Raw genomic sequence first — 19461 nt, forward strand, 5'->3', positions numbered from 1 at the left:
TTACATTTAGTATGTCGAAGTAAAAATCAGATCAAATAAACGGCGCAATCGCCTATTCACAACTGCAGGAGACACGCATGAACGACGTTACCGACAAAGGTGCTTCGCATTCCATGGCTAACCGGGCGGTCAGCGCAGCCACGCTGGGTACGGCGCTCGAATGGTTCGATTTCACGCTCTACGGAGCGGTCGCGGCAACCATATTGCCAAAGCTGTTCTTTCCGGCCATGGATTCGAATTCGGCCACGCTCGCTTCGCTCGCGACTTTCAGCGTCGGGTTGGCGGCGCGCCCGCTCGGCGCAATCATCTGCGGTTACTTCGGAGACAAGGTCGGACGTCGTAACCTGATGCTCGGCACTGTATCGGTGATGGGGCTCACGTCGGTGCTGATGGGGCTATTGCCAACGTACGCGCAAATCGGCGTCTACGCCCCCTTGCTGCTGGTGATTCTGCGAATCATCCAGGGCTTCGCGCTCGGCGGCGAGTCGACCGGCGGTCAACTCATGGCGCTCGAACATGCGCCGGCAGACCGGCGGGGCAAGTACTCGGGTTTGATAGGCATGTGCGCGCCGCTTAGCCAGATTCTCGCCAATGCAGTACTCCTGCTGCTTTCCTCGACGATGACTGCCGCCGCCTTTACGAGCTACGGTTGGCGTATTCCTTTCGTCCTGAGCTTTGTCCTCGTGCTGGTGGGCATTTATATCCGGTTGCGAGTGGCCGAGACGCCCGCGTTCGTCAAGATGCAACAATCTTCGATCGCCAAGGTTGGAAGTCCGTTACGGGACGCGTTCCGGCTGCACTACAAGACGATCTTGCGCATGATGCTGTTCTTTTGTGGACCGACCGCGCTGTTCTATCTCGCCGTCGTGTTCACGTTGAGCTATCTGACCAACACCCTCGGCGTGCCCAAGCAGACCGGCTTCATGTTGCTGATGATCGCCAATGCATGCGCTATCGTGGGTTCGATCGGCGGCGGTTTGCTCAGCGACCGGATCGGCCGCAAGCGCGCATTGTTGCTCGCGTCGGCCGCGACGTTCGTGATCATGATGTTCTATTTTCAGGTGCTCGCCACGCGCAGCTTCGTGCCGATGGCGATTGCCATGGGCCTTTTCATGGGCTTCACCCAGGTCCAGACAGGCATTCAACCGGTCGCTTTTGCTGAAGTGTTTCCCACTAATGTCCGCTATTCCGGTTCGGCGCTTGCTTTCACTGGCGCGAGCCTGTTCGCGGGCGGCCCAATTCCGGTTGTCGCTACGTGGCTGCTGCATCTGGGCAACGGCTCACCCTGGGCACTCGTCGCACTGGTCGGGGCGCTCAATATCCTGTCGTTCTGCATGATCGCAATCGGGCCGGAGACCGCAGGCATCGACATGAATCGCCTTGATTCGGCGGCTGAGATTGCCGGCGTGCATGAACTTGTCTCGCGCCAAGCCACCTACTGATCCTCACACAGGAAAAGGGCCGCGCGCATTTTCCTGAACGGCGTAACACATACCCACCCTCTTCCGAGAAGCAACCAGCGAGAACGCAGATGACCAACGAAGCAACCGGCTTGCTCGCGATCTGGAGCACGATCGCCTCCGAGTCTGAAACCGACTACATGCACTGGCTTACACGGGAACACGTCTTCGAGCGTGTGAGCGTACCTGGCTTTCGATCCGGCCGGGTCCTCAAACGACGTGGCAGCCGGCCGTCGGAGTACGTGATGCTCTACGATCTCGACAACGCGGACGTGATGTCGAGCCCCGGGTACCTCGAACGACTGAACGATCCCACTCCGTGGACACGGCGAATCATGCCTACACTGGAGCAGTTTCGTCGAGGGGGAGGCGTGATTCCCGCGCAAGGTGGCAACCCTGCCGGACACGGTGGCCGCGTTGCCATCGCTCGCTTCGAGGGCGCCCTGCCCGATTCATTGCGCGGCGATCAAGGACGGGAACTGGTGAACAGGCTGGCAAAAAACGACTGGATCGCGAACGTCCAGATAATGACCGTGAAAAACGAGGCGACGTCGATTGCCACGCAGGAAAAGTCGATGCGCCGAAGTTCGGAAGGAGAATTCGCGGGTCTCCTCGTGATCGAAGCGCTCGATTCGGATTCGCTTGATCGCACGATTACGCTCGCGAGTGAATCGGGCGATATAACGCCCGATAGCTTCGCTTCATATGATCTTGTTTTCGTCTGTACTGCGCAGCAGTAGGTTGCGAGGCTTTCGCGAGGCTTTGGGTGCTGCCACCGAATCGCTTGACGACTCACCGGACCTCGGTTCGTTGATTCAGTTCAGGCGATCCGTATTCACATCCCAAAGCCGGCGATATGCCAACCAACGTTAGCCAAGCAACGACAAGGCATCCGCGAGCGAGAGCACCGTCGTACGCGAATCGAACGCCGTAGCAAAAAGATGCTCGTGCACGACCTGATCCGGGTCGTAGCAACAATCCTTGACCGTGAACAGGCGGAAGTCCGCATCGCTCGCGTACGCGACCGACGAGAGCACGACACCGGTCGACGCAATGCCCACCATGAGCAGCGTATCAATACCTTGCGCGGAAAGCCGGACCTGCAAGTCGGTGCCAAAGAACACGCTCGCACGATGCGCAATGATGACCGGTTCGGTGGCCTGCGGGCCGAGTTCCGGCGAGATCTGGTCGTCGACGAATAGACCCAGTTGCTTGATCCCCTGCCCATTCCTGTTCAACGGACTGACTTCCGGATAGCCCGGACTAAAGTGGATCCTGGCGAAATAGACGCTGACACCTTTGGCCCGCGCAGCATCACATAGCTTGCGCGTATTGGCTAGCAACGTGGGCGCGACCGAGGGAAATAACTCGAGGATATCGGTCTGATAATGCATGACCACCAGAGCGGTTCGGGCTGGAACGATCGCTGGAATCTGCATGTTCATGCTTTGCGCCGCGGCGGCGCCTCCCGTGCCTTGTTGACGGTCCGCCGGAGCGACGGATTCAGATTCGATGCGTGGCGACATAAGGGCTACGCGACAATGAAAGACGTTCGACTCTACCACGACCACCATGAAGTGAAGTTTCAGGAAAAGGACTACGGCAACCTTAGCCGATTCAATCAACGGCGAATCGATCGAGCGTCTGTTTGTCACTCGTTCAGCATTGCATGGCATCTAATGAAACTGACAGCGCAGAGCACGGCCTGCAGAATGATTGGCCCCCCTGCGGAAAGGGCCTTGAACCGTGAAGGATCATCAAGCGTTCCGGCATAGATGGTCACGATCTCCGGTGCGTGACGTGGTGTTCCAAATAGCAGGCTGCCACAGTGAGCGCAAAAATTGCGCGTTGTCGGCATCCCGCTGCCGCCGATCGTCGTATAAGGCTCAATCTCACCTTTGAATGAGAAATCTGCGGCTCTCCCTACAACGACAGGCAACCCTGGCGGGAAGATGGGACGCCATTTCTTTATATCGCGCCGATACGCGTTCCCGTGAGACGAAAATCTACGTACTCTTTTTAAAGGTGATGATTGATGCCGAGCGCAAACCCAGCTCCACCTTCCTTCAACGCTCAACCACCTTGAACACGCGATTCCTGTCCAGCGTAACCGGATCAATCGCATTCCCGCCGTCTTCCGCCGGCAGCGCGGGACCCGCATCCTCCAACGCGCGCCCGGTATAGCGACCTCGTGGCCGTATTACCTTGCCCACCCGCAACTGCTCGATAGAATGCGCGAGCAGTCCCACACTGCGCGCCGTTGCAAACAGCGCGAACGACGCATCGCGCGGCAACTCCAGCTGCACCGCCAACGTAGCCAGCGCAACGTCGATATTCGGCTTGAGCCCGGTCAACGCCACCACCTTGTCGATGAAAGACGTGATCTCGCGCGGCGGATCCAGTACTTCGAGCAACGCGCTCGCCCGCGGATCGCCGTCGGGATACAGGTGATGCCCGAATCCCGGAATTGGAATGGCCGACTGCAAATGGTGGGCAACGACCTGATCCGCACCGAGTCTTCCGACATCGTCGAACACGGCCCGCACGCGGCCAGACGCATCGCCGTGCAAAGGCCCTGAAACAGTCGCGAGTCCCGTGAGCAGACAACCCGGCAACGATGCGCCGGTGGAGGCGGTAATCCTCGCGGCGAACGCCGAACTCGTCATCTCATGGTCGGCCACGAGAACCATGGCCCTGCGGATGAGTTCGGCGCCGTCGCGGTCCTGGCCCCAACCGAGCGCGAGCCGTTCATGTGTCAGTCGTGCAGTCATGTCACATCGCGCGCCAAACGCTTGCGCAATGAGCGCCACGAGCCGGCCGGCCTCGACATGCAGTGCGCTGTCGGTACGTCCGAGGGTCGAGTGCCCGCAGGCCGCGAGCGCCGCCAGCGACGTGAATGCGCATTGCCTGCCGCGTTCGTCACCCTGCAGCGGCAAATCCCCAATGTCGAAGGAAACGGACGCGCGCGCATTCCAGAGAATGGCGGCCACGTCCTCGAGCGTCGCCGTTTCCGCAAGCCGGATGGTGTCCCGTCCCCGGTAATACGGCCGCCCCTTCGAGAAGGCAGTGATGCTGCTGTAAATGCAGGGCTCCGCGCCGAATATCGTCCCGGCGGCAAGCGCCTCGCGCTTGCGCCCCACCTGCTTCTTGCGGCACAAGCCGGCGACGTCCTCAGCACGATAGAGACTCTTGCGCGGGTCGTGTGGATCCGGCATGACGGCGATCGTGCCGCGACTTACGTAGGCATAAATGGTCTGCGGGCGCACTCCGAGTTGTCGAGCCGCTTCAGTCAGCGTGATCCAGTTTTGCATGGGGTGGCAAGCGCGGTGATGCGGTGGAACGGAAAGCGTGGCGGTCACGATGCGGACCGCGCCTCGCAAGCGAGCGCGATCCGACTCAGCGTCAATAGTGACGTCTTTTCAGGTAAAAGTCATCTCCGCGGGCCGTCGCTCCAGGATTTCGACCAGGATGTCGCCCGGTGATCGCACGAAGCACGCTCGTACACCGGGCCGAACCTGCTTGACCGGCTCGACGATTTCCGCGTCGCAATCCAGCAGGTGCGCGAACGCGGCATCGAGATCATCCACGGTCACCCCGAAATGATCGATGCCCTGCTTGCGCTCGCCATGAGCGGGCCGCGCGGTTGGCGCGCTCGCCACCGGTGTGATGAACAGGTTGATGCCGCCGATGCGTAAATCCACCCGTCCCGGGCGCCGCACGATCTCGGCGTTCAGGCAGCGCGCAAACCATGCGGCGGTCGCCTCGGCGTCTGCCGAACACAATTGCAGATGGTCCCACTTGAATTCAATCATTCGATTTCACCGGAAAGTCAAAAGCATCACAGTTCGATGCGGGAAAGCTTCCCCAGCAGCACGGAATACGACAGCGTGCCGAGCAGGCATATCGCGCCCATCAGATTGAGGGCCCAATAGAAGTGGCCCGTGTGCTGGGTGATGTAGCCGATCATGAGCGGCGTGGTGACGCCCGCGATATTGGCCGCGAGGCTGGTGATACTGCTGGTCAGTCCCACGTACTGTCGCGGTGCGATTTCAGAGACCGCGGCCCACGACATGGACCCGACACCTTGCGCGAAGAACGCAACGGTCAGGATGGCGATCACCACCTCGTTCGACTCGACGAAATTCACGAGCACGATCGACGCGCCGAGCAGCGTGCCTATGATCAACGGAGCTTTGCGCGCGGTGGAAATCGACACGCCGCGCCGGATGAAAAAGTCAGACAGGGAGCCCGCAGCGAGAATCCCGATCGTCGCGCCGATAAAAGGCAGTGCCTGGAAAATGCCGACCTTGATCATCGACATGTGACGCGCTTCGATCAGATACGTCATGAACCACGTGGTGAAGAAGACCAGCAGGGTGTTATTGCAGAACTTCCCGAGGCAGATGGCGAGAATCTGCCGATAGCTGAGCAGCTTGAGCGCCATGCGCCAGTCGAACTTCTCGCGCGGCTTGCGCGCGGCCGTGGAGCCTTCATTGATGTATTGCATCTCGGCGGCATTCACGCCGCCGTGGCGATGCGGATCACGATAAACCCAATACCAGATCAGACTGAACAGAATGCCGAAGCCGCCCGTGACGAAAAACACCGTACGCCAACCGTACGCGGCGGAGATCCACAACAACAGGCCGGTAAACAAGGGCGTTCCGATGTATTGCCCCATCACGTAGACGCTGGTTGCGAAGCCGCGTTCCCGGGCAGGAAACCACAACGTCACGGCGCGCGCGTTCGAAGGGAACGCGGGGGCTTCCATTGCGCCGGTGGCGAGCCGCGAGCCGAGCAGCATGTGATAGCCGGTCGCGAGGCCTTGCGTCAGCGTGGCGAACGACCAGCCGACAAGTGACAGCGCGTAGGCGAGGCGCGAACCGAGAACGTCGGTCAGCACGCCGCCGGGCACGAGCGCGATCGAATAGGCGAGGCCGAATGCCGCGAATAGCTCGCCCATCTGCATCTTGTTGAGCGAGAGGCTCTTCGACAGGCTCGGCGCAACGATGCCCAGCGCCGACCGGTCCACATAATTGAGGATGGTGGCGACGAGCAACATCGAGAGCACGACGTAGCGCACCCTCGTGCGTTTCGTGGAATCCGCGTACGCCGGGTTTCGCGCCGCCAATGTTTGTTCCTCTATGACTTTCATCGGTGTCTCCATAACATGAGCCTGCTGTTTTTTTATATTTGGCGCAAGGTCAACTTATCCGCGGCCGACGAACGGCATCGCGCTCGCCATGATGGTCATATTGAGCACATTGGCCTCGAGCGGGAGGCTGGCCATATGCACGACCGCGTTCGCCACGTGCGTCACGTCCATTCGGGCTTCGGGCGCCATGCGTCCGTCGGCTTGCAGTACGCCGCGATTCATGCGTTCCGTGAGTGAGGTGGCTGCGTTGCCGATATCGATCTGGCCGCAGGCAACGTTGAATGCACGTCCGTCCAGCGCAATCGATTTAGTGATGCCGGTGACCGCATGTTTCGTGGCTGAATAGGCGATGGTATGCGGCCTCGGCGAGTGAGCGGAGATCGATCCATTGTTGATGATGCGTCCGCCTTGAGGCGATTGCGCCTTCATCAAACGATAAGCAGCCCGAGCGCATAGAAAGACGCCGGTCAGATTGGTGGCCACGACATCGTTCCAGAAATCGACTTCGTAGTCTTCGAGCGGCACGGCCCCCGCGTTACGGCCCGCATTGTTAAAGAGCACGTCGAGCCGGCCGAATGCCTGGGCGATCTGCGAAAACGCGTGCTCGACCGATGCCGCGTCGGCAACGTCGGCCTGAAATACTTGCGCTTCTCCACCGGCCATACCGATTGCTTCTTTCGTTTCCAGCAGCGGCTCGGCTCTGCGCCCAATCAGCGCGACAGTGAATCCGGCGTTGGCGAGCGCCACGGCGGCAGCGCGGCCGATACCGGAGCCGGCGCCCGTCACAGCGGCGAACTTCTTCGATGCAGGCATTTCATTTCCTCCCGACAATTCAATTGAACATGGAAAGAGAGTTGCATCCACGTCGGGGGCGAGCAATCTTGATTCATTGAATCAACATCTGAGCGCCCTACCGATGGGGTTCGCATTAGGGTTTTCCTGATACGCAAGTTGCCGGCAACACGCCGCAGGGTGCGTCGGAACGAACCGGAGACGCATCACGTTCGATAAGTTGATTCATCGAATCAACATTGACGGCCTCCTTAGGGGTTTCGTAGTCTCTCGACGTCTGTCCATCCAAGGAAAAACCATGCCGGAAAATCACCGCACCAGGCTGTTGATTGCGCGAAAGGTCCCCACTGCCGTGGCGAATCGCGCCGAGACCGAATTCCATGCCTTCGTGACCGAGTCCGAGATGGACTCGTGGTCTGTCGTCGACTTTTGCAAGAAGCACGAGGTGCCGGCCGTACTGATCGGCAAAAAGTCGGGTTTGCAGGCGGAACACATTGCCGCGCTGCCCTCGACGGTGAAGATCATCGCGAACGCGAGCGCAGGCTTCGATCACATGGACGTGGCCGCCGCCCGCGAAAGAGGCATCGTCGTCACGAACGCACCGGACGCATTGACCGAATGCACGGCCGATTTCTCCATGCTGCTCGTGCTGGCGGCCTGCCGCCGCGCGTCGGAATACGAGCGAATCATGCGTAACGGCTGGGGCAAATCGTTCGGCATGACCGAGATGCTCGGTACGCGGGTGAATGGCAAGACGCTCGGCATCGTCGGATTCGGGCGAATCGGCCGGGCGGTTGCGAAGCGTGCGCAGGGCTTCGGCATGCGCGTGATCTACACGGACATCAGCCGCGCGCCAGCGTCGCTGGAAAATGGCGCGACGTTTTACGCGAGCCTCGATGAAATGCTGCCGCACTGCCAGGTGCTGACGCTGCACGTGCCGGGCGGCGGTGTCCCGCTGATGACGAAAAATGAATTTCAAAGCCTGCCCAAAGGCGCGGTTTTCGTCAACGCGGCGCGTGGCGGGCTGGTGGACGAAGATGCGCTCTATGAAGCGCTGACATCGGGGCATCTGTTCAGCGCGGGTCTGGACGTCTACCGGAACGAGCCCAATGTCGACCAGCGCTTCGCAGAACTCAACAACGTGTTCCTGACGCCCCATATGGCGAGCGCCACGATGGAGACCCGCGACCAGATGGGTTTTACGGCACTGGACAATGTCGCCGCGGTGCTGGATGGGCGGGCTGCCTTGAATCCGGTCTCAAGCTAACCCTTCCGCCGAATCAGAGCCGGCAATGCGCGAGTGGCGAGAGCATGTTTCGACCACTCGCCGATCGCAAGCACAGTAGGTAATGGTGGCCCGGGCGGTCTGGCGAAGCGGTCGCGGGCAGCGCGCGGCCCGGGCATCGTCTACCTGTGCCCGCCTCGCAGCAACCGCCGCCGCATTCCAATGCCAACTGCTGGCACGCCCCCGCCTCACTTTATCTCACGCCATAAATCGCCGCGTTTCTCCACATAAAGCCCCTTCGCTTTAGTCGTCCACTCCTGCGTTCCGGCGTTCTGCTGGAATAATCACCGGCTTGCGGCCGGCGTCCCGGTCTTTCCTCCCCCTTCCCTGGTAGTCGATGGAACCCTTTGTCGTCCTGCTGGTGCTGTTCTCCGCGCTGCTTCACGCCACCTGGAACGCGTCTCTGCATCTCTCCGAAGACCGCATCTGGCTGCTCGGCATGATGGCGATACCGTATGTGGTTATCAGCGCGATCGGCGTGATCGTGCTGCCGATGCCCGCACCGGCCGCGTGGCCGTACATATGCGCGTCGGTAGTGCTGGAGTGCGGCTATCTGCTCACGCTGATCCGCGCGTACCGAAGCGGCGACTTCGGCCAGATCTATCCAATTGCGCGCGGCCTGTCGCCGATGCTCGTGTTCGTCGGCGCGCTGGTGTTCGCCCACGAGGCGCTCAAGCCGCTGGCCGCGATCGGGGTGGCGCTGGTGTCGCTCGGCATCGTCTCGCTGGCGTTTCGCCGCGGCATGCGCTTTTCCGGCGAGAGCGTGCCGTTCGCGCTGCTGACCGGACTCTTCATCTCCACATATTCGGTGGTCGACGGCATCGGTGCGCGCGTGGCGGGCAACGGCCTGAGTTACATCATGTGGGTCTATCTGCTTTGGAACATCCCGCAGTTTCTGCTCGCCTGGCATTGGCGCGGCGGCGCCAAAGGACTGTTCATCGGCCGCACGGTGGTGCTCAAGGGCATCACGGCGGGCGTGCTCGCGCTGGCCGCGTATTGCCTGATCATCGAGGCTTACCGCTATCTGCCGATCGCAATGGTCTCGGCGCTGCGCGAGTTGAGTTCGATCTTCGCGGTGCTGATCGGCTGGCTGTTCATGCGCGAGAAGCTGACCGCGCGGCGCATCGTGGCATGCGCACTCGTGACGCTCGGCGCTGTGTTGATTCGGATATGACGGGTGCCGGCGCGGCGGTGTGTGGCGCGATGCGCGAGGCGTTGCGATGAGACTGCGTTGAAGCCTCATGGATGACTTGAGGCGAAGGCGCTTTGCGTGACGCGTTAAGGGAGACGTGCGAACTTACGCCCAACTCGGCCCACCCGCGCCCTCACGCAAACTGCGGCAGTATCGTGTCGATCGCCTCGGCAAGCGTGTCGAAGGCCGGGGCGATCTCTTCGTCCGGCACGCACGCATAACCGATCAGCAACCCCGAAGGCGCCAGCGACGGCTGCGCGTAATACCCCGACAATGGCCGCACGATGATATTGCGCGCCAGCGCAGCGGCCGCCACGCGGCGATCATCGCTGCCATCGGGCAACTGCATCACCAGATGCAGACCGGCGTCGCCCCCCACCGCCGGCAACGCATCGCCATAACGTCGCGACGCGGCGTCGAGCAACGTCTGCCGGCGCTGTCCGTACAGCGTGCGCATCTTGCGGATATGCGACGTGAAATGCCCCTCGGCGATGAACTCCGCGAGCATCGCCTGCTGCAGCAACTGGCCCTCGCGATACAACTCCGCACTCGCCGTGGCGAAGCTCTCCGCCAGCGCTTCTGGCACCACCAGATAGCCGATGCGCAACCCCGGAAACAGCGTCTTGCCGAAGCTGCCCACATAGATCACCTGACCCGATGTATCCAGCCCTTGCAGCGATGCGAGCGGCCGGCTGCCATAACGGAATTCGCTGTCGTAATCGTCCTCGATGATCCAGCATTGATGCTGCCGCGCATATTCGAGCAACATGCGCCGCCGCGCGAGGCTCATCACCATGCCGAGCGGATACTGATGCGACGGCGTGACGAGCATCAGCTTGGGCGGCTGCGCGAGATCGTCGGCGCAAGGCGCGATGCCTTCGACGTCGACGGCGATCGGCCGCGATTGCAGGCCGGACACGTGCAGCACGCTGCGCACGCCCCAGTAGCACGGGTCTTCGGTCCAGATCACATCGCCCGGATCGGATAGCAGACGCACGGCGAGATCGACCGATTGATGAATCCCGGTCGTGATGATGATCTGCCCGGGCGTGCAACGCACCGAGCGCGAGGTGCGCAGATAGTCGGCCAGCGCATGACGCAGCGCGGGCAGCCCGCCGCCCGGCGCGTAAGTGAGCAGGTCCGGGCGCAGCCTGCGCCAATACTTGTTGTGCAGACGGCTCCACACGCGCGCCGGAAACTTCGTGACGTCCGGCACGCCCGGCATGAACGCGCCCCACTGACGCTTGGACACGCCCGCGCCCGCGATCAGCCGCGCGCCGCGCGTGGACAGCGCGCGCGTCGCGGGCTGCGGCAATGGCAATGCTGCTGCAGCTTGTGTCGAAGCCGCACCGCGCGCCTCCGCCAGGTCGGCATCGGGCGCGCCGACGATCTCGTCCGGCGCGCTGTCGGCGACGAACGTGCCGCGCCCAGTCGCCGAATTCACATAGCCTTCGAGCGCCAGTTGCTCGTACACCTGAGTGACGGTATTGCGCCCGATGCCCAGTTCCTGCGCGAGCAGCCGCGACGACGGCACCTTGCTGCCCGCCGGCAATTCGCGCGACAGGATCGCCTGCTGCAACAGCCGGTGCAACTGGCGATAGATCGGCTGACCGTTGCCCCGGTCCAGACGCTGCGCCAGCCAGTCCGACAACACGCTCGCGCGCATGATTGGCTCCTACATTTTTATTGAAATGGCTCTGAAGTTAAGGGCCAAATCTCATTATAGTCGCTGCATGTGCCGCGCCGTGGGCGAGGCGTCCGCGAAAAACCGGGAGCGAAAGAGATGACCATGAAGAATGCCGAACTGAAGAGTCGCAAGGATGCCGCCACGCCGCGCGGTGTCGGCGTGATGTGCGATTTCTACGCCGAGCGCGCCGAGAACGCGGAACTGTGGGACATCGAGGGCCGCCGCTTCATCGACTTCGCCGCGGGCATCGCGGTGTGCAACACCGGCCACCGTCATCCGAAGATCGTCGCCGCGATTCGCGACCAGCTCGATCATTTCACGCACACCGCGTATCAAATCGTGCCGTACGCCTCGTATGTCGAATTGGCCGAGAAAATCAATCAGTGCGCGCCGGGCGACTATCCGAAGAAAACCGCCTTCTTCACGACCGGCGCTGAAGCCGTCGAAAACGCGATCAAGATCGCCCGCGCCGCCACCGGCCGCCCGGGTGTGATCGCATTCACCGGCGCGTTCCATGGCCGCACGCTGATGGGCATGGCCTTGACCGGCAAGGTCGCGCCGTACAAGAGCGGCTTCGGGCCATTCCCATCGGACGTGTTTCACGCGCCGTTCCCGAATTCGCTGCACGGTGTGAGCACCGTCGATTCGCTGAAGGCCATCGAATTCCTGTTCAAGGCCGACATCGATCCGAAGCGCGTGGCCGCGATCATCTTCGAACCGGTGCAAGGCGAAGGCGGTTTCTATCCCGCGCCGGTCGAGTTCGTGCGCGCGTTGCGCAAGCTGTGCAACGAGCACGGCATCCTGCTGATCGCCGATGAAGTGCAGACCGGTTTCGCCCGCACCGGCAAGCTGTTCGCCATGCATCACTACGACGTGGTGCCCGACCTGATGACGATGGCCAAGAGCCTCGCGGGCGGCATGCCGCTGTCGGGCGTGGTCGGCCGCGCCGAGGTGATGGACGCGGCCGCGCCGGGCGGCCTCGGCGGCACCTATGCGGGCAATCCGCTCGCGCTGGCGGCGGCGCACGCGGTGCTCGACATCATCGACGAAGAGCGGCTGTGCGAGCGCGCCACGGCGCTCGGCGAACGCGTCAAGGCCAAGCTGAACGCGCTGCGACGCGACGTGCCGCAGATCGCCGACGTGCGCGGGCCGGGCGCGATGGTGGCGGTCGAGTTCTGCAAGCCGGGCGGCACCGAGCCGGATGCGGACTTCACGAAGCGCGTGCAGGCGCGCGCCCTCGAACGCGGGTTGCTGCTGCTGGTGTGCGGTGTCTACTCGAACGTGGTGCGCTTCCTGTTCCCGCTGACGATTCAGGACACCGTGTTCGACGAAGCGATGGCGATTCTCGAAGACGTGCTGAAGGAAAGCGTGGCGGTGGCGGTTTAACGGCGGTTTTAAGGCCTGTTTTAAGGCCTTTTTCCAGCCCTGTGCATGACAATCTGACTCGACATCCTCACAGCGAAAAAAGCAAACGACAGATGAGCACACTGCCCCTGAAAGACCCGACCCTTCTGCAAACGCGTGCCTACATCGCGGGCGAATGGCAAGGCGCCGACAACGGCGCGACGTTCGACGTCGACAACCCGGCAACTGGCGAGACGATCGCGAAGGTGCCGCAGATGAGCACGGCGGAAACCCGCCGCGCGATCGACGCCGCCAATGCCGCGTGGCCCGCATGGCGCGCCCTCACCGCCAAACAGCGCGCGGCGATCCTGCGCAAATGGCACGACCTGATGCTGGAGAACGCCGACGATCTCGCGCTGATCCTGACCACCGAGCAAGGCAAACCGCTCGCCGAAGCCAAGGGCGAAATCCAGTACGCCGCATCGTTTCTCGAATGGTTCGCGGAAGAAGGCAAGCGCGTGAACGGCGACACCATTCCCACGCCGGCGAGCGACAAACGCATCGTAGTGACGAAGGAACCGGTCGGCGTCTGCGCGGCGATCACGCCATGGAACTTCCCCGCTGCGATGATCACCCGCAAGGTCGGACCGGCATTGGCGGCAGGCTGTCCGATCATCGTCAAACCGGCCGAGGCGACGCCGCTCTCCGCGCTCGCGCTCGCCGTGCTGGCCGAGCGCGCGGGCGTGCCTCGCGGCGTGTTCAACGTCGTGACCGGCGAGCCGAAAGCGATCGGCGCCGAACTGACCGGCAACCCGGTCGTGCGCAAACTGTCGTTCACCGGCTCGACGCCGGTCGGCCGTCTGCTGATGGCGCAGTGCGCGCCCACGGTCAAGAAGGTGTCGCTCGAACTGGGCGGCAACGCGCCGTTCATCGTGTTCGACGACGCCGATCTGGACGCCGCGGTGGCCGGCGCGATCGCGTCGAAGTATCGCAACAGCGGCCAGACCTGCGTCTGCACCAACCGCTTCTATGTGCACGACAAGGTCTACGACGCGTTCACCGAAAAACTGCGCGTCGCCGTCGAGCATTTGAAGGTCGGCCGTGGCACCGAAGACGGCGTCACGCAAGGTCCGCTGATTAACGATGCGGCGGTGCGCAAGGTCGAATCGCATATCGAAGACGCGCTCGCGCAAGGCGCGCGCGTCGTCACCGGTGGCCGGCGTCATGCGCTCGGTCACGGCTTCTTCGAGCCGACCGTGCTCGCCGATGTCACGCCAGCCATGAAGGTGGCGCGCGATGAAACCTTTGGGCCGCTCGCGCCGCTGTTCCGCTTTGCATCGGACGACGAAGTAATCCGCCTCGCCAACGACACCGAGTTCGGCCTCGCATCGTATTTCTACAGCCGCGACATCGGCCGCGTGTGGCGCGTCGCCGAAGCGCTCGAATACGGCATGGTGGGCATCAACACCGGCCTCATCTCGAACGAAGTGGCGCCGTTCGGCGGCGTCAAGCAATCGGGTCTCGGCCGCGAGGGCTCGCACTACGGTATCGACGACTACGTGGTTATCAAGTACCTGTGCGTGGGCGGTATCTGAACGCGGGTTAAAGCCGGGCGCCGGCGGCGCTCGGTTGATCCGCCGTCGGCAGCTCGAAGCGGAACGTCGTACCCGGTCCATTCCGATCGAGCAAACGTATCTGACTGTGATGCAACTGCAGCATGCGCTGCACGATCAGCAAGCCGAGGCCGCCGCCACGATGCGCGCCACTCGCGCTGAACGGACGCTCGAACAGCCCCTCGCGCTGCGCCGCTGGAATGCCCGGTCCGGTATCGCTGACGGTCACCTCCACCTTGCCGTCCTTATAAGCCAGATCGACGTCGATCGCGCCTTCGGCGGGCGTGTGGCGAATCGCGTTGTCGAGCAGGTTCGTCAACACGCGCTCGATCATCCCCAGATCGGCGCACACGTTCGGCAGGCGTGGCGGAATGCCCGCCCGCATGCGGATATGCCGTGCCTCGGCGGGCAACTCGAATTTCTGAAACACGTCCTGCACCAGATCGACCAGCGAGAACGGTTCGAGCACCAGTTGCACGTTGCCGTGTTCGAGCCGCGCCAGTTCGAATAGCGTCTGTGCGAGCCGCCCCACCTTGACGCTCTGCGCGAGCGCGATCGCCAGATAACGGGAGCGCTCTGTTTCGGCGAGCGAGTCGGCCTTCAGCGACAGCGTCTCCAGATAGCCGTGCAGCGACGTCAGCGGCGTGCGCAAATCGTGCGAGATATTCGCGATCAGTTCGCGCCGCTGCTGGTCCTGCCGCGTCAGCGCACGCCACTGGTCGCCGATGCGCCTCGCCATCTGCGCGAAGGTCGTTTCGAGCACGGCGATTTCGTCGCGCTGTCCGGCCGGCGCCGAGCGCGGCACGCTCGGCTGCACGTCCGGCGCGCCGTCCGCGTCGAAACGGCGCATCGCATCCGTGAGACGGCGCAGCGGCCGGGTGATCAGGCCGAACGCCGTCAAGCCCGCGAGCAACCCCAGCGCCGCGACGAGCGCCATCGACCACAACGTGGTGCGCAACACCGAACTGGCCGCGACACGCGCGGCGAGCGCGTCGTGCTCTTCACCGAGCAGGACCACGTAGATGTAGCCGGACGGCGGCTGCCCGTTCGTTTGCAGCGGCGCGGCGCTGAACACCTTCTTGCCGTCGATGCTGCGCGGGTCGTCGCCGAGGATCGGCAATGCGTCGCCCGCGATGAAGCGCCGTATCGGCGCCAGGTCCACATGTTCGCGCTTGAGGTGCCCCGCGGGCGCGTCGTCGCCTTCGATGCGCCCCTGGTTGTCGAGCAGATAAACCTCGACGCTCGGATTGACCATCATCAACTGGCCGAACAACTGGCGCACGGCGTCGGGTCGCAGGCCGCTCGCGTCCATCAGCGTGGTGCGGTGCGCGATATGGTCGGCGAGGTTTTTCGACAGGCTCTGCACCACTTCCATTTCGTGCAGATCGCTCGAACGGATCTGCAGCCACGCCGACGCGCCGCAACACGCGAGCAACAGCACGGAGAAAACGAGCGAGAGCCGCTGGGTCAGCGTCAGATTCACGGCGCGTCCTTGTGCGTGGCGGCCTGCGCCGGCGCATCGGCGCCGGCCACGGCCAGCTTGTAGCCGCGTCCCCAGACGGTGAGGATGCGCTCGGGCTGGGCCGGATCGGTCTCGATCTTCGCGCGCAACCGGTTGATATGGGTATTCACCGTGTGCTCGTAACCCTCGTGTTGATAGCCCCACACGGCGTTGAGCAGATCCATCCGCGAGAACACCTTGCCGGGATGCTGCGCGAAGAAATACAGCAGGTCGAATTCACGCGGCGTCAGTTCGATCGGCTTGCCGTCGACGGCGGCTTCGCGCGTCAGCGGATCGATCGTCAGGCCGGCGATCTGCAGGCTGCCCGCGTCAATGCGCGAATCCTTCCCCAGCGCTTCGACGCGCCGCAGCAGCGCCTTCACGCGCGCCACCAGTTCGAGCACGGAGAACGGCTTGGCGAGGTAGTCGTCGGCGCCGAGTTCGAGGCCGAGAATGCGGTGCACTTCGCTCGAACGCGCGCTGGTGATGATGATCGGCGTGTAACGCGTCATCGCCCGCGCGCGGCGGCAGATTTCCAGACCGTCGACGCCGGGCAGCATCAGATCGAGGATCAGCGCGTCCCAGCCGCCCTGCTCCAGCAGGCGCAGCCCTTCGTTGCCGTCGGCGCTGTGCACCACTTCATAACGTTCATCGCGCAGATGAAGGCTCAGTACGTTGGCGATGTCGACGTCGTCTTCGACGATCAGGATGCGCTTCGGTTGGTCCATGGAAGGCTTCGGGTGCTTGCAGGAACATAAAGGAACACGCGGGAACACGCGGTGGCAGGATCCGGCGCGCAAAAGCGCTTGAGCCGGCGCGGGCCGTGCCGTCATTGTGCAAAATTTTCGCGCGGCGAGTTATCACATTTAATTTAACTTTTCGTGAGGACTTCGACATCGGCGCCGCCCTACGATGAGGCCACTTTCAGCAAACGCGCGCAACCACCCACCGAGGGGCTCATCATGCAAAGCAGAAGGCGCTTCTTCTTTTCGGGCGCGGCGGCGCTCGCCGCGCTGGCCGCCGCGAGCCGCTGGCGGCCGCTCGCCGCCACGCCAGCGGATAGCGCCGCGCCGGGTGAAAGCTTCGAAATTACCCGCACGGACGCGCAATGGCGCGAATCGCTGACGCCGGCCCAGTATGCCGTGCTCCGCCACGAAGGCACCGAGCGGCCGTACAGCAGCCCGCTGAACGACGAACATCGCGCAGGCGTGTTCGCTTGCGCGGGTTGCCGGCTCGATCTGTTCGCGTCGCGCACGAAGTTCGACAGCCATACCGGCTGGCCCAGTTTCTGGGCGCCGCTCGATCACGCGGTGGCCACCCGCGAGGACCGCTCGTTCGGCGTGTCGCGCACGGAGGTGCACTGCCGGCGCTGCGGCGGCCATCTCGGCCACGTCTTCGACGACGGCCCGCGCCCGACCGGCCTGCGCTACTGCATGAACGGCGTCGCGATGACCTTTACACCGGCTGCCACCTGAGCCGGCACGCCTATTGAACGACCACTTTCAAGTCCGGAATCGCCATGCTACTCATCGTCCTCGCCTACCTCGGCGGCGCTCTTACGATCCTCAGTCCGTGCATCCTGCCGGTTCTGCCGTTCGTTTTCGCGCGCGCCGATCAGCCCTTCGTGCGCAGCGGCCTGCCCTTGCTAGCCGGCATGGCGCTCACATTCGCGCTCGTCGCGACGCTCGCCGCGGTCGGCGGCGGCTGGGTCACGCAGGCCAACCAGTATGGCCGCTGGCTCGCCATCGCGTTGCTCGCCGTGTTCGGCCTGACGCTGCTGCTGCCGCGTTTCGCCGATCATCTGATGCGCCCGTTCGTGAGCGCGGGCAACCGTCTGTCGAATTTCGCGCAGGCCGACGGCCAGCAGGTTCGCGCGGGCTCGTCGTTTCTGCTCGGCATCGCGACGGGCTTGCTGTGGGCGCCGTGCGCCGGGCCGATCCTCGGATTGGTGCTGACCGGCGCGGCGCTGCGTGGCGCAAGCGTCGGCACGACGTTGTTGCTCGCGGCCTATGCGGCGGGGGCCGCGACCTCGCTCGCGGTGGCGCTGCTGATCGGCGGCCGGGTGTTCACGGCGATGAAGCGTTCGCTGGGCGCGGGCGAATGGATTCGCCGTGGGATCGGCGCGGCGATGCTGCTGGGCGTCGTGGCGATCTCGCTCGGCCTTGACACCGGCTTGCTGGCGCGGGTGTCGACGGTCGCCACCGGCGGCCTCGAACAGAAACTCGTGGACCGGCTCTCGCCCGGCGCGATACGGGCAAAGCCGGTCGTCGCGGACGCTGGCCCCGGCACCAACGCTGACGCCGGTGGCGCGATGATGCGCAGCGCCATTCCGACTGCCGCCGATGCCAACACGAGCGCCGCCACCGTGAACGCCTCCGCTTCGATGATGCGCGCGACGCACGCCGCGTCAGGCGACGCGGCGCCGTTGCCCGTCGAAGGCGCGCTGCCGCCGCTGGACGGCGCGGTTCAGTGGCTGAACTCGCCGCCGCTGACCACCCAGGCCCTGCGCGGCAAGGTCGTGCTGGTCGATTTCTGGACCTACTCGTGCATCAACTGCCTGCGTTCGCTGCCGTACGTCAAGGCGTGGGCGCAGAAGTACAAGGATCAGGGGCTCGTCGTGATCGGCGTGCATGCGCCGGAGTTCGCGTTCGAGCGCAACATCGACAACGTGAAGAAGGCCGCGCACGACCTCGGCGTGGACTACCCTGTAGCCATCGACAACAACTACGCGATCTGGCGCGCCTTCAATAACCAGTACTGGCCGGCGCACTATTTCGTCGATGCGCAAGGGCAGATCCGCTACCACCATTTCGGCGAAGGCGACTACGCGGAGTCGGAAAAGGTGATCCAGCAGTTGCTCGCCGAAGCGGGGCATGCGAATGCGGAGAAGGTCGCGCTCGGCATCGCGGGCACGGCTGCGCAAGGCGTGCAGGCAGCGGCGGATAACGCCGATCTGCAGTCGCCGGAAACGTACATCGGCTATCAGCGCGCGGAGAACTTCGCGTCGCCCGGCGGCGCGGCGCAGGACAAGATGCGCACGTACACGGCGCCTTCGCAGCCCGCCGTCAACGAATGGGGACTGGCCGGCGCATGGAAGGTCTGCGCCGAGCAGGCCGATCTCGCGGCGGCCCACGGGCGCATCGTCTACCGCTTTCATGCGCGCGACCTGCATCTGGTGCTCGGCCCGGGCGCGGACGGCAAGCCGGTGCGCTTTCGCGTGAGCGTCGATGGCGCGGCCCCCGGTGCGGCCCATGGCGCCGACAGCGCCGCCGATGGACGCGGCACGGTCACCGAACAACGCCTTTACCAGCTCGTGCGCCAGCCGGGCGATGTCGCGGACCACACGTTCTCGATCGAGTTTCTCGATCCCGGCGTGCAGGCATACGCATTCACGTTCGGCTGATCCGGGCCGCGTCATCAATCAACGACCAT

At 63.5% G+C, this 19461-nt stretch carries 18 protein-coding genes; 8 read left to right on the top strand and 10 right to left on the bottom strand.

The features are described from left to right. Window positions 1–77: 77 nt before the first annotated feature. Window positions 78–1442: an MFS transporter gene (locus B0G69_RS29295; RefSeq protein WP_121323404.1), complete on the top strand. Its 1365-nt coding sequence runs from the start codon at window positions 78–80 to the stop codon at window positions 1440–1442. Window positions 1443–1531: 89 nt separating this feature from the next. Continuing rightward, window positions 1532–2200, top strand: a complete 669-nt coding sequence (locus B0G69_RS29300) for a hypothetical protein (protein WP_121323405.1) — start codon at window positions 1532–1534, stop codon at window positions 2198–2200. Between the two features lie 129 nt (window positions 2201–2329). Here B0G69_RS29300 and B0G69_RS29305 read toward each other — a convergent pair whose 3' ends face one another. The 7 genes from B0G69_RS29305 to B0G69_RS41525 form a co-directional block, all read right to left on the bottom strand. Further along, a complete protein-coding gene (locus B0G69_RS29305; protein ID WP_241991504.1) occupies window positions 2330–2905 on the bottom strand; it encodes an isochorismatase family cysteine hydrolase in 576 nt (191 codons plus the stop codon). Between the two features lie 206 nt (window positions 2906–3111). Then, a complete protein-coding gene (locus tag B0G69_RS29310; RefSeq protein ID WP_347232526.1) occupies window positions 3112–3621 on the bottom strand; it encodes a GFA family protein in 510 nt (169 codons plus the stop codon). Next, the gene (locus tag B0G69_RS29315) at window positions 3527–4771 is read right to left on the bottom strand and encodes a citrate synthase family protein (protein ID WP_121323406.1); all 1245 of its coding nucleotides are present in this window, start codon (window positions 4769–4771) and stop codon (window positions 3527–3529) included. The genes B0G69_RS29310 and B0G69_RS29315 overlap by 95 nt, the downstream gene beginning before the upstream one ends. Before the next feature lie 108 nt (window positions 4772–4879). Continuing rightward, window positions 4880–5272, bottom strand: a complete 393-nt coding sequence (locus B0G69_RS29320; RefSeq protein ID WP_121323407.1) for a VOC family protein — start codon at window positions 5270–5272, stop codon at window positions 4880–4882. Window positions 5273–5298: 26 nt separating this feature from the next. Then, complete coding sequence (locus B0G69_RS29325; protein WP_121323408.1) at window positions 5299–6615, bottom strand: MFS transporter; 1317 nt, start codon at window positions 6613–6615, stop codon at window positions 5299–5301. Between the two features lie 54 nt (window positions 6616–6669). Continuing rightward, complete coding sequence (locus B0G69_RS29330; RefSeq protein WP_121323409.1) at window positions 6670–7428, bottom strand: SDR family oxidoreductase; 759 nt, start codon at window positions 7426–7428, stop codon at window positions 6670–6672. Window positions 7429–7543: 115 nt separating this feature from the next. Then, window positions 7544–7789, bottom strand: a complete 246-nt coding sequence (locus B0G69_RS41525; RefSeq protein ID WP_199731437.1) for a hypothetical protein — start codon at window positions 7787–7789, stop codon at window positions 7544–7546. Between B0G69_RS41525 and B0G69_RS29335 the strand changes: the two genes are divergently transcribed. Together B0G69_RS29335 and B0G69_RS29340 are read left to right on the top strand one after the other, a co-directional pair. Then, complete coding sequence (locus B0G69_RS29335; protein WP_121323410.1) at window positions 7706–8674, top strand: D-glycerate dehydrogenase; 969 nt, start codon at window positions 7706–7708, stop codon at window positions 8672–8674. The genes B0G69_RS41525 and B0G69_RS29335 overlap by 84 nt on opposite strands. A gap of 355 nt (window positions 8675–9029) precedes the next feature. Beyond that, window positions 9030–9866: a DMT family transporter gene (locus B0G69_RS29340; protein WP_121323411.1), complete on the top strand. Its 837-nt coding sequence runs from the start codon at window positions 9030–9032 to the stop codon at window positions 9864–9866. 151 nt (window positions 9867–10017) lie between these two features. Here B0G69_RS29340 and B0G69_RS29345 read toward each other — a convergent pair whose 3' ends face one another. Then, a complete protein-coding gene (locus B0G69_RS29345) occupies window positions 10018–11550 on the bottom strand; it encodes a PLP-dependent aminotransferase family protein (protein WP_121323412.1) in 1533 nt (510 codons plus the stop codon). A 123-nt stretch (window positions 11551–11673) separates the two neighbouring features. On the opposite strand from B0G69_RS29345, the gene B0G69_RS29350 reads away from it, so the two are divergent. Further along, entirely contained in the window at window positions 11674–12957 is a 1284-nt protein-coding gene (locus B0G69_RS29350; RefSeq protein WP_121323950.1) for a 4-aminobutyrate--2-oxoglutarate transaminase, read from the top strand. Window positions 12958–13049: 92 nt separating this feature from the next. Continuing rightward, complete coding sequence (gene gabD, locus B0G69_RS29355) at window positions 13050–14510, top strand: NADP-dependent succinate-semialdehyde dehydrogenase (RefSeq protein WP_121323413.1); 1461 nt, start codon at window positions 13050–13052, stop codon at window positions 14508–14510. A gap of 7 nt (window positions 14511–14517) precedes the next feature. On the opposite strand, the gene B0G69_RS29360 is transcribed toward gabD, so the two are convergent. Both B0G69_RS29360 and B0G69_RS29365 read right to left on the bottom strand, forming a co-directional pair. After that, complete coding sequence (locus tag B0G69_RS29360; protein WP_121323414.1) at window positions 14518–16011, bottom strand: HAMP domain-containing sensor histidine kinase; 1494 nt, start codon at window positions 16009–16011, stop codon at window positions 14518–14520. Further along, window positions 16008–16757, bottom strand: a complete 750-nt coding sequence (locus tag B0G69_RS29365; RefSeq protein ID WP_121323415.1) for a response regulator transcription factor — start codon at window positions 16755–16757, stop codon at window positions 16008–16010. The genes B0G69_RS29360 and B0G69_RS29365 overlap by 4 nt, the downstream gene beginning before the upstream one ends. 234 nt (window positions 16758–16991) lie before the next feature. Here B0G69_RS29365 and msrB point away from each other — a divergent pair, with 234 nt between their 5' ends. Further along, complete coding sequence (gene msrB / locus B0G69_RS29370) at window positions 16992–17504, top strand: peptide-methionine (R)-S-oxide reductase MsrB (protein ID WP_121323416.1); 513 nt, start codon at window positions 16992–16994, stop codon at window positions 17502–17504. Between the two features lie 44 nt (window positions 17505–17548). Beyond that, the gene (locus B0G69_RS29375; RefSeq protein WP_121323417.1) at window positions 17549–19432 is read left to right on the top strand and encodes a cytochrome c biogenesis protein DipZ; all 1884 of its coding nucleotides are present in this window, start codon (window positions 17549–17551) and stop codon (window positions 19430–19432) included. The last annotated feature ends 29 nt before the right edge of the window (window positions 19433–19461 follow it).

The sequence above is a fragment of the Paraburkholderia sp. RAU2J genome (assembly GCF_003634845.1).
Classification (GTDB): domain Bacteria; phylum Pseudomonadota; class Gammaproteobacteria; order Burkholderiales; family Burkholderiaceae; genus Paraburkholderia; species Paraburkholderia fynbosensis.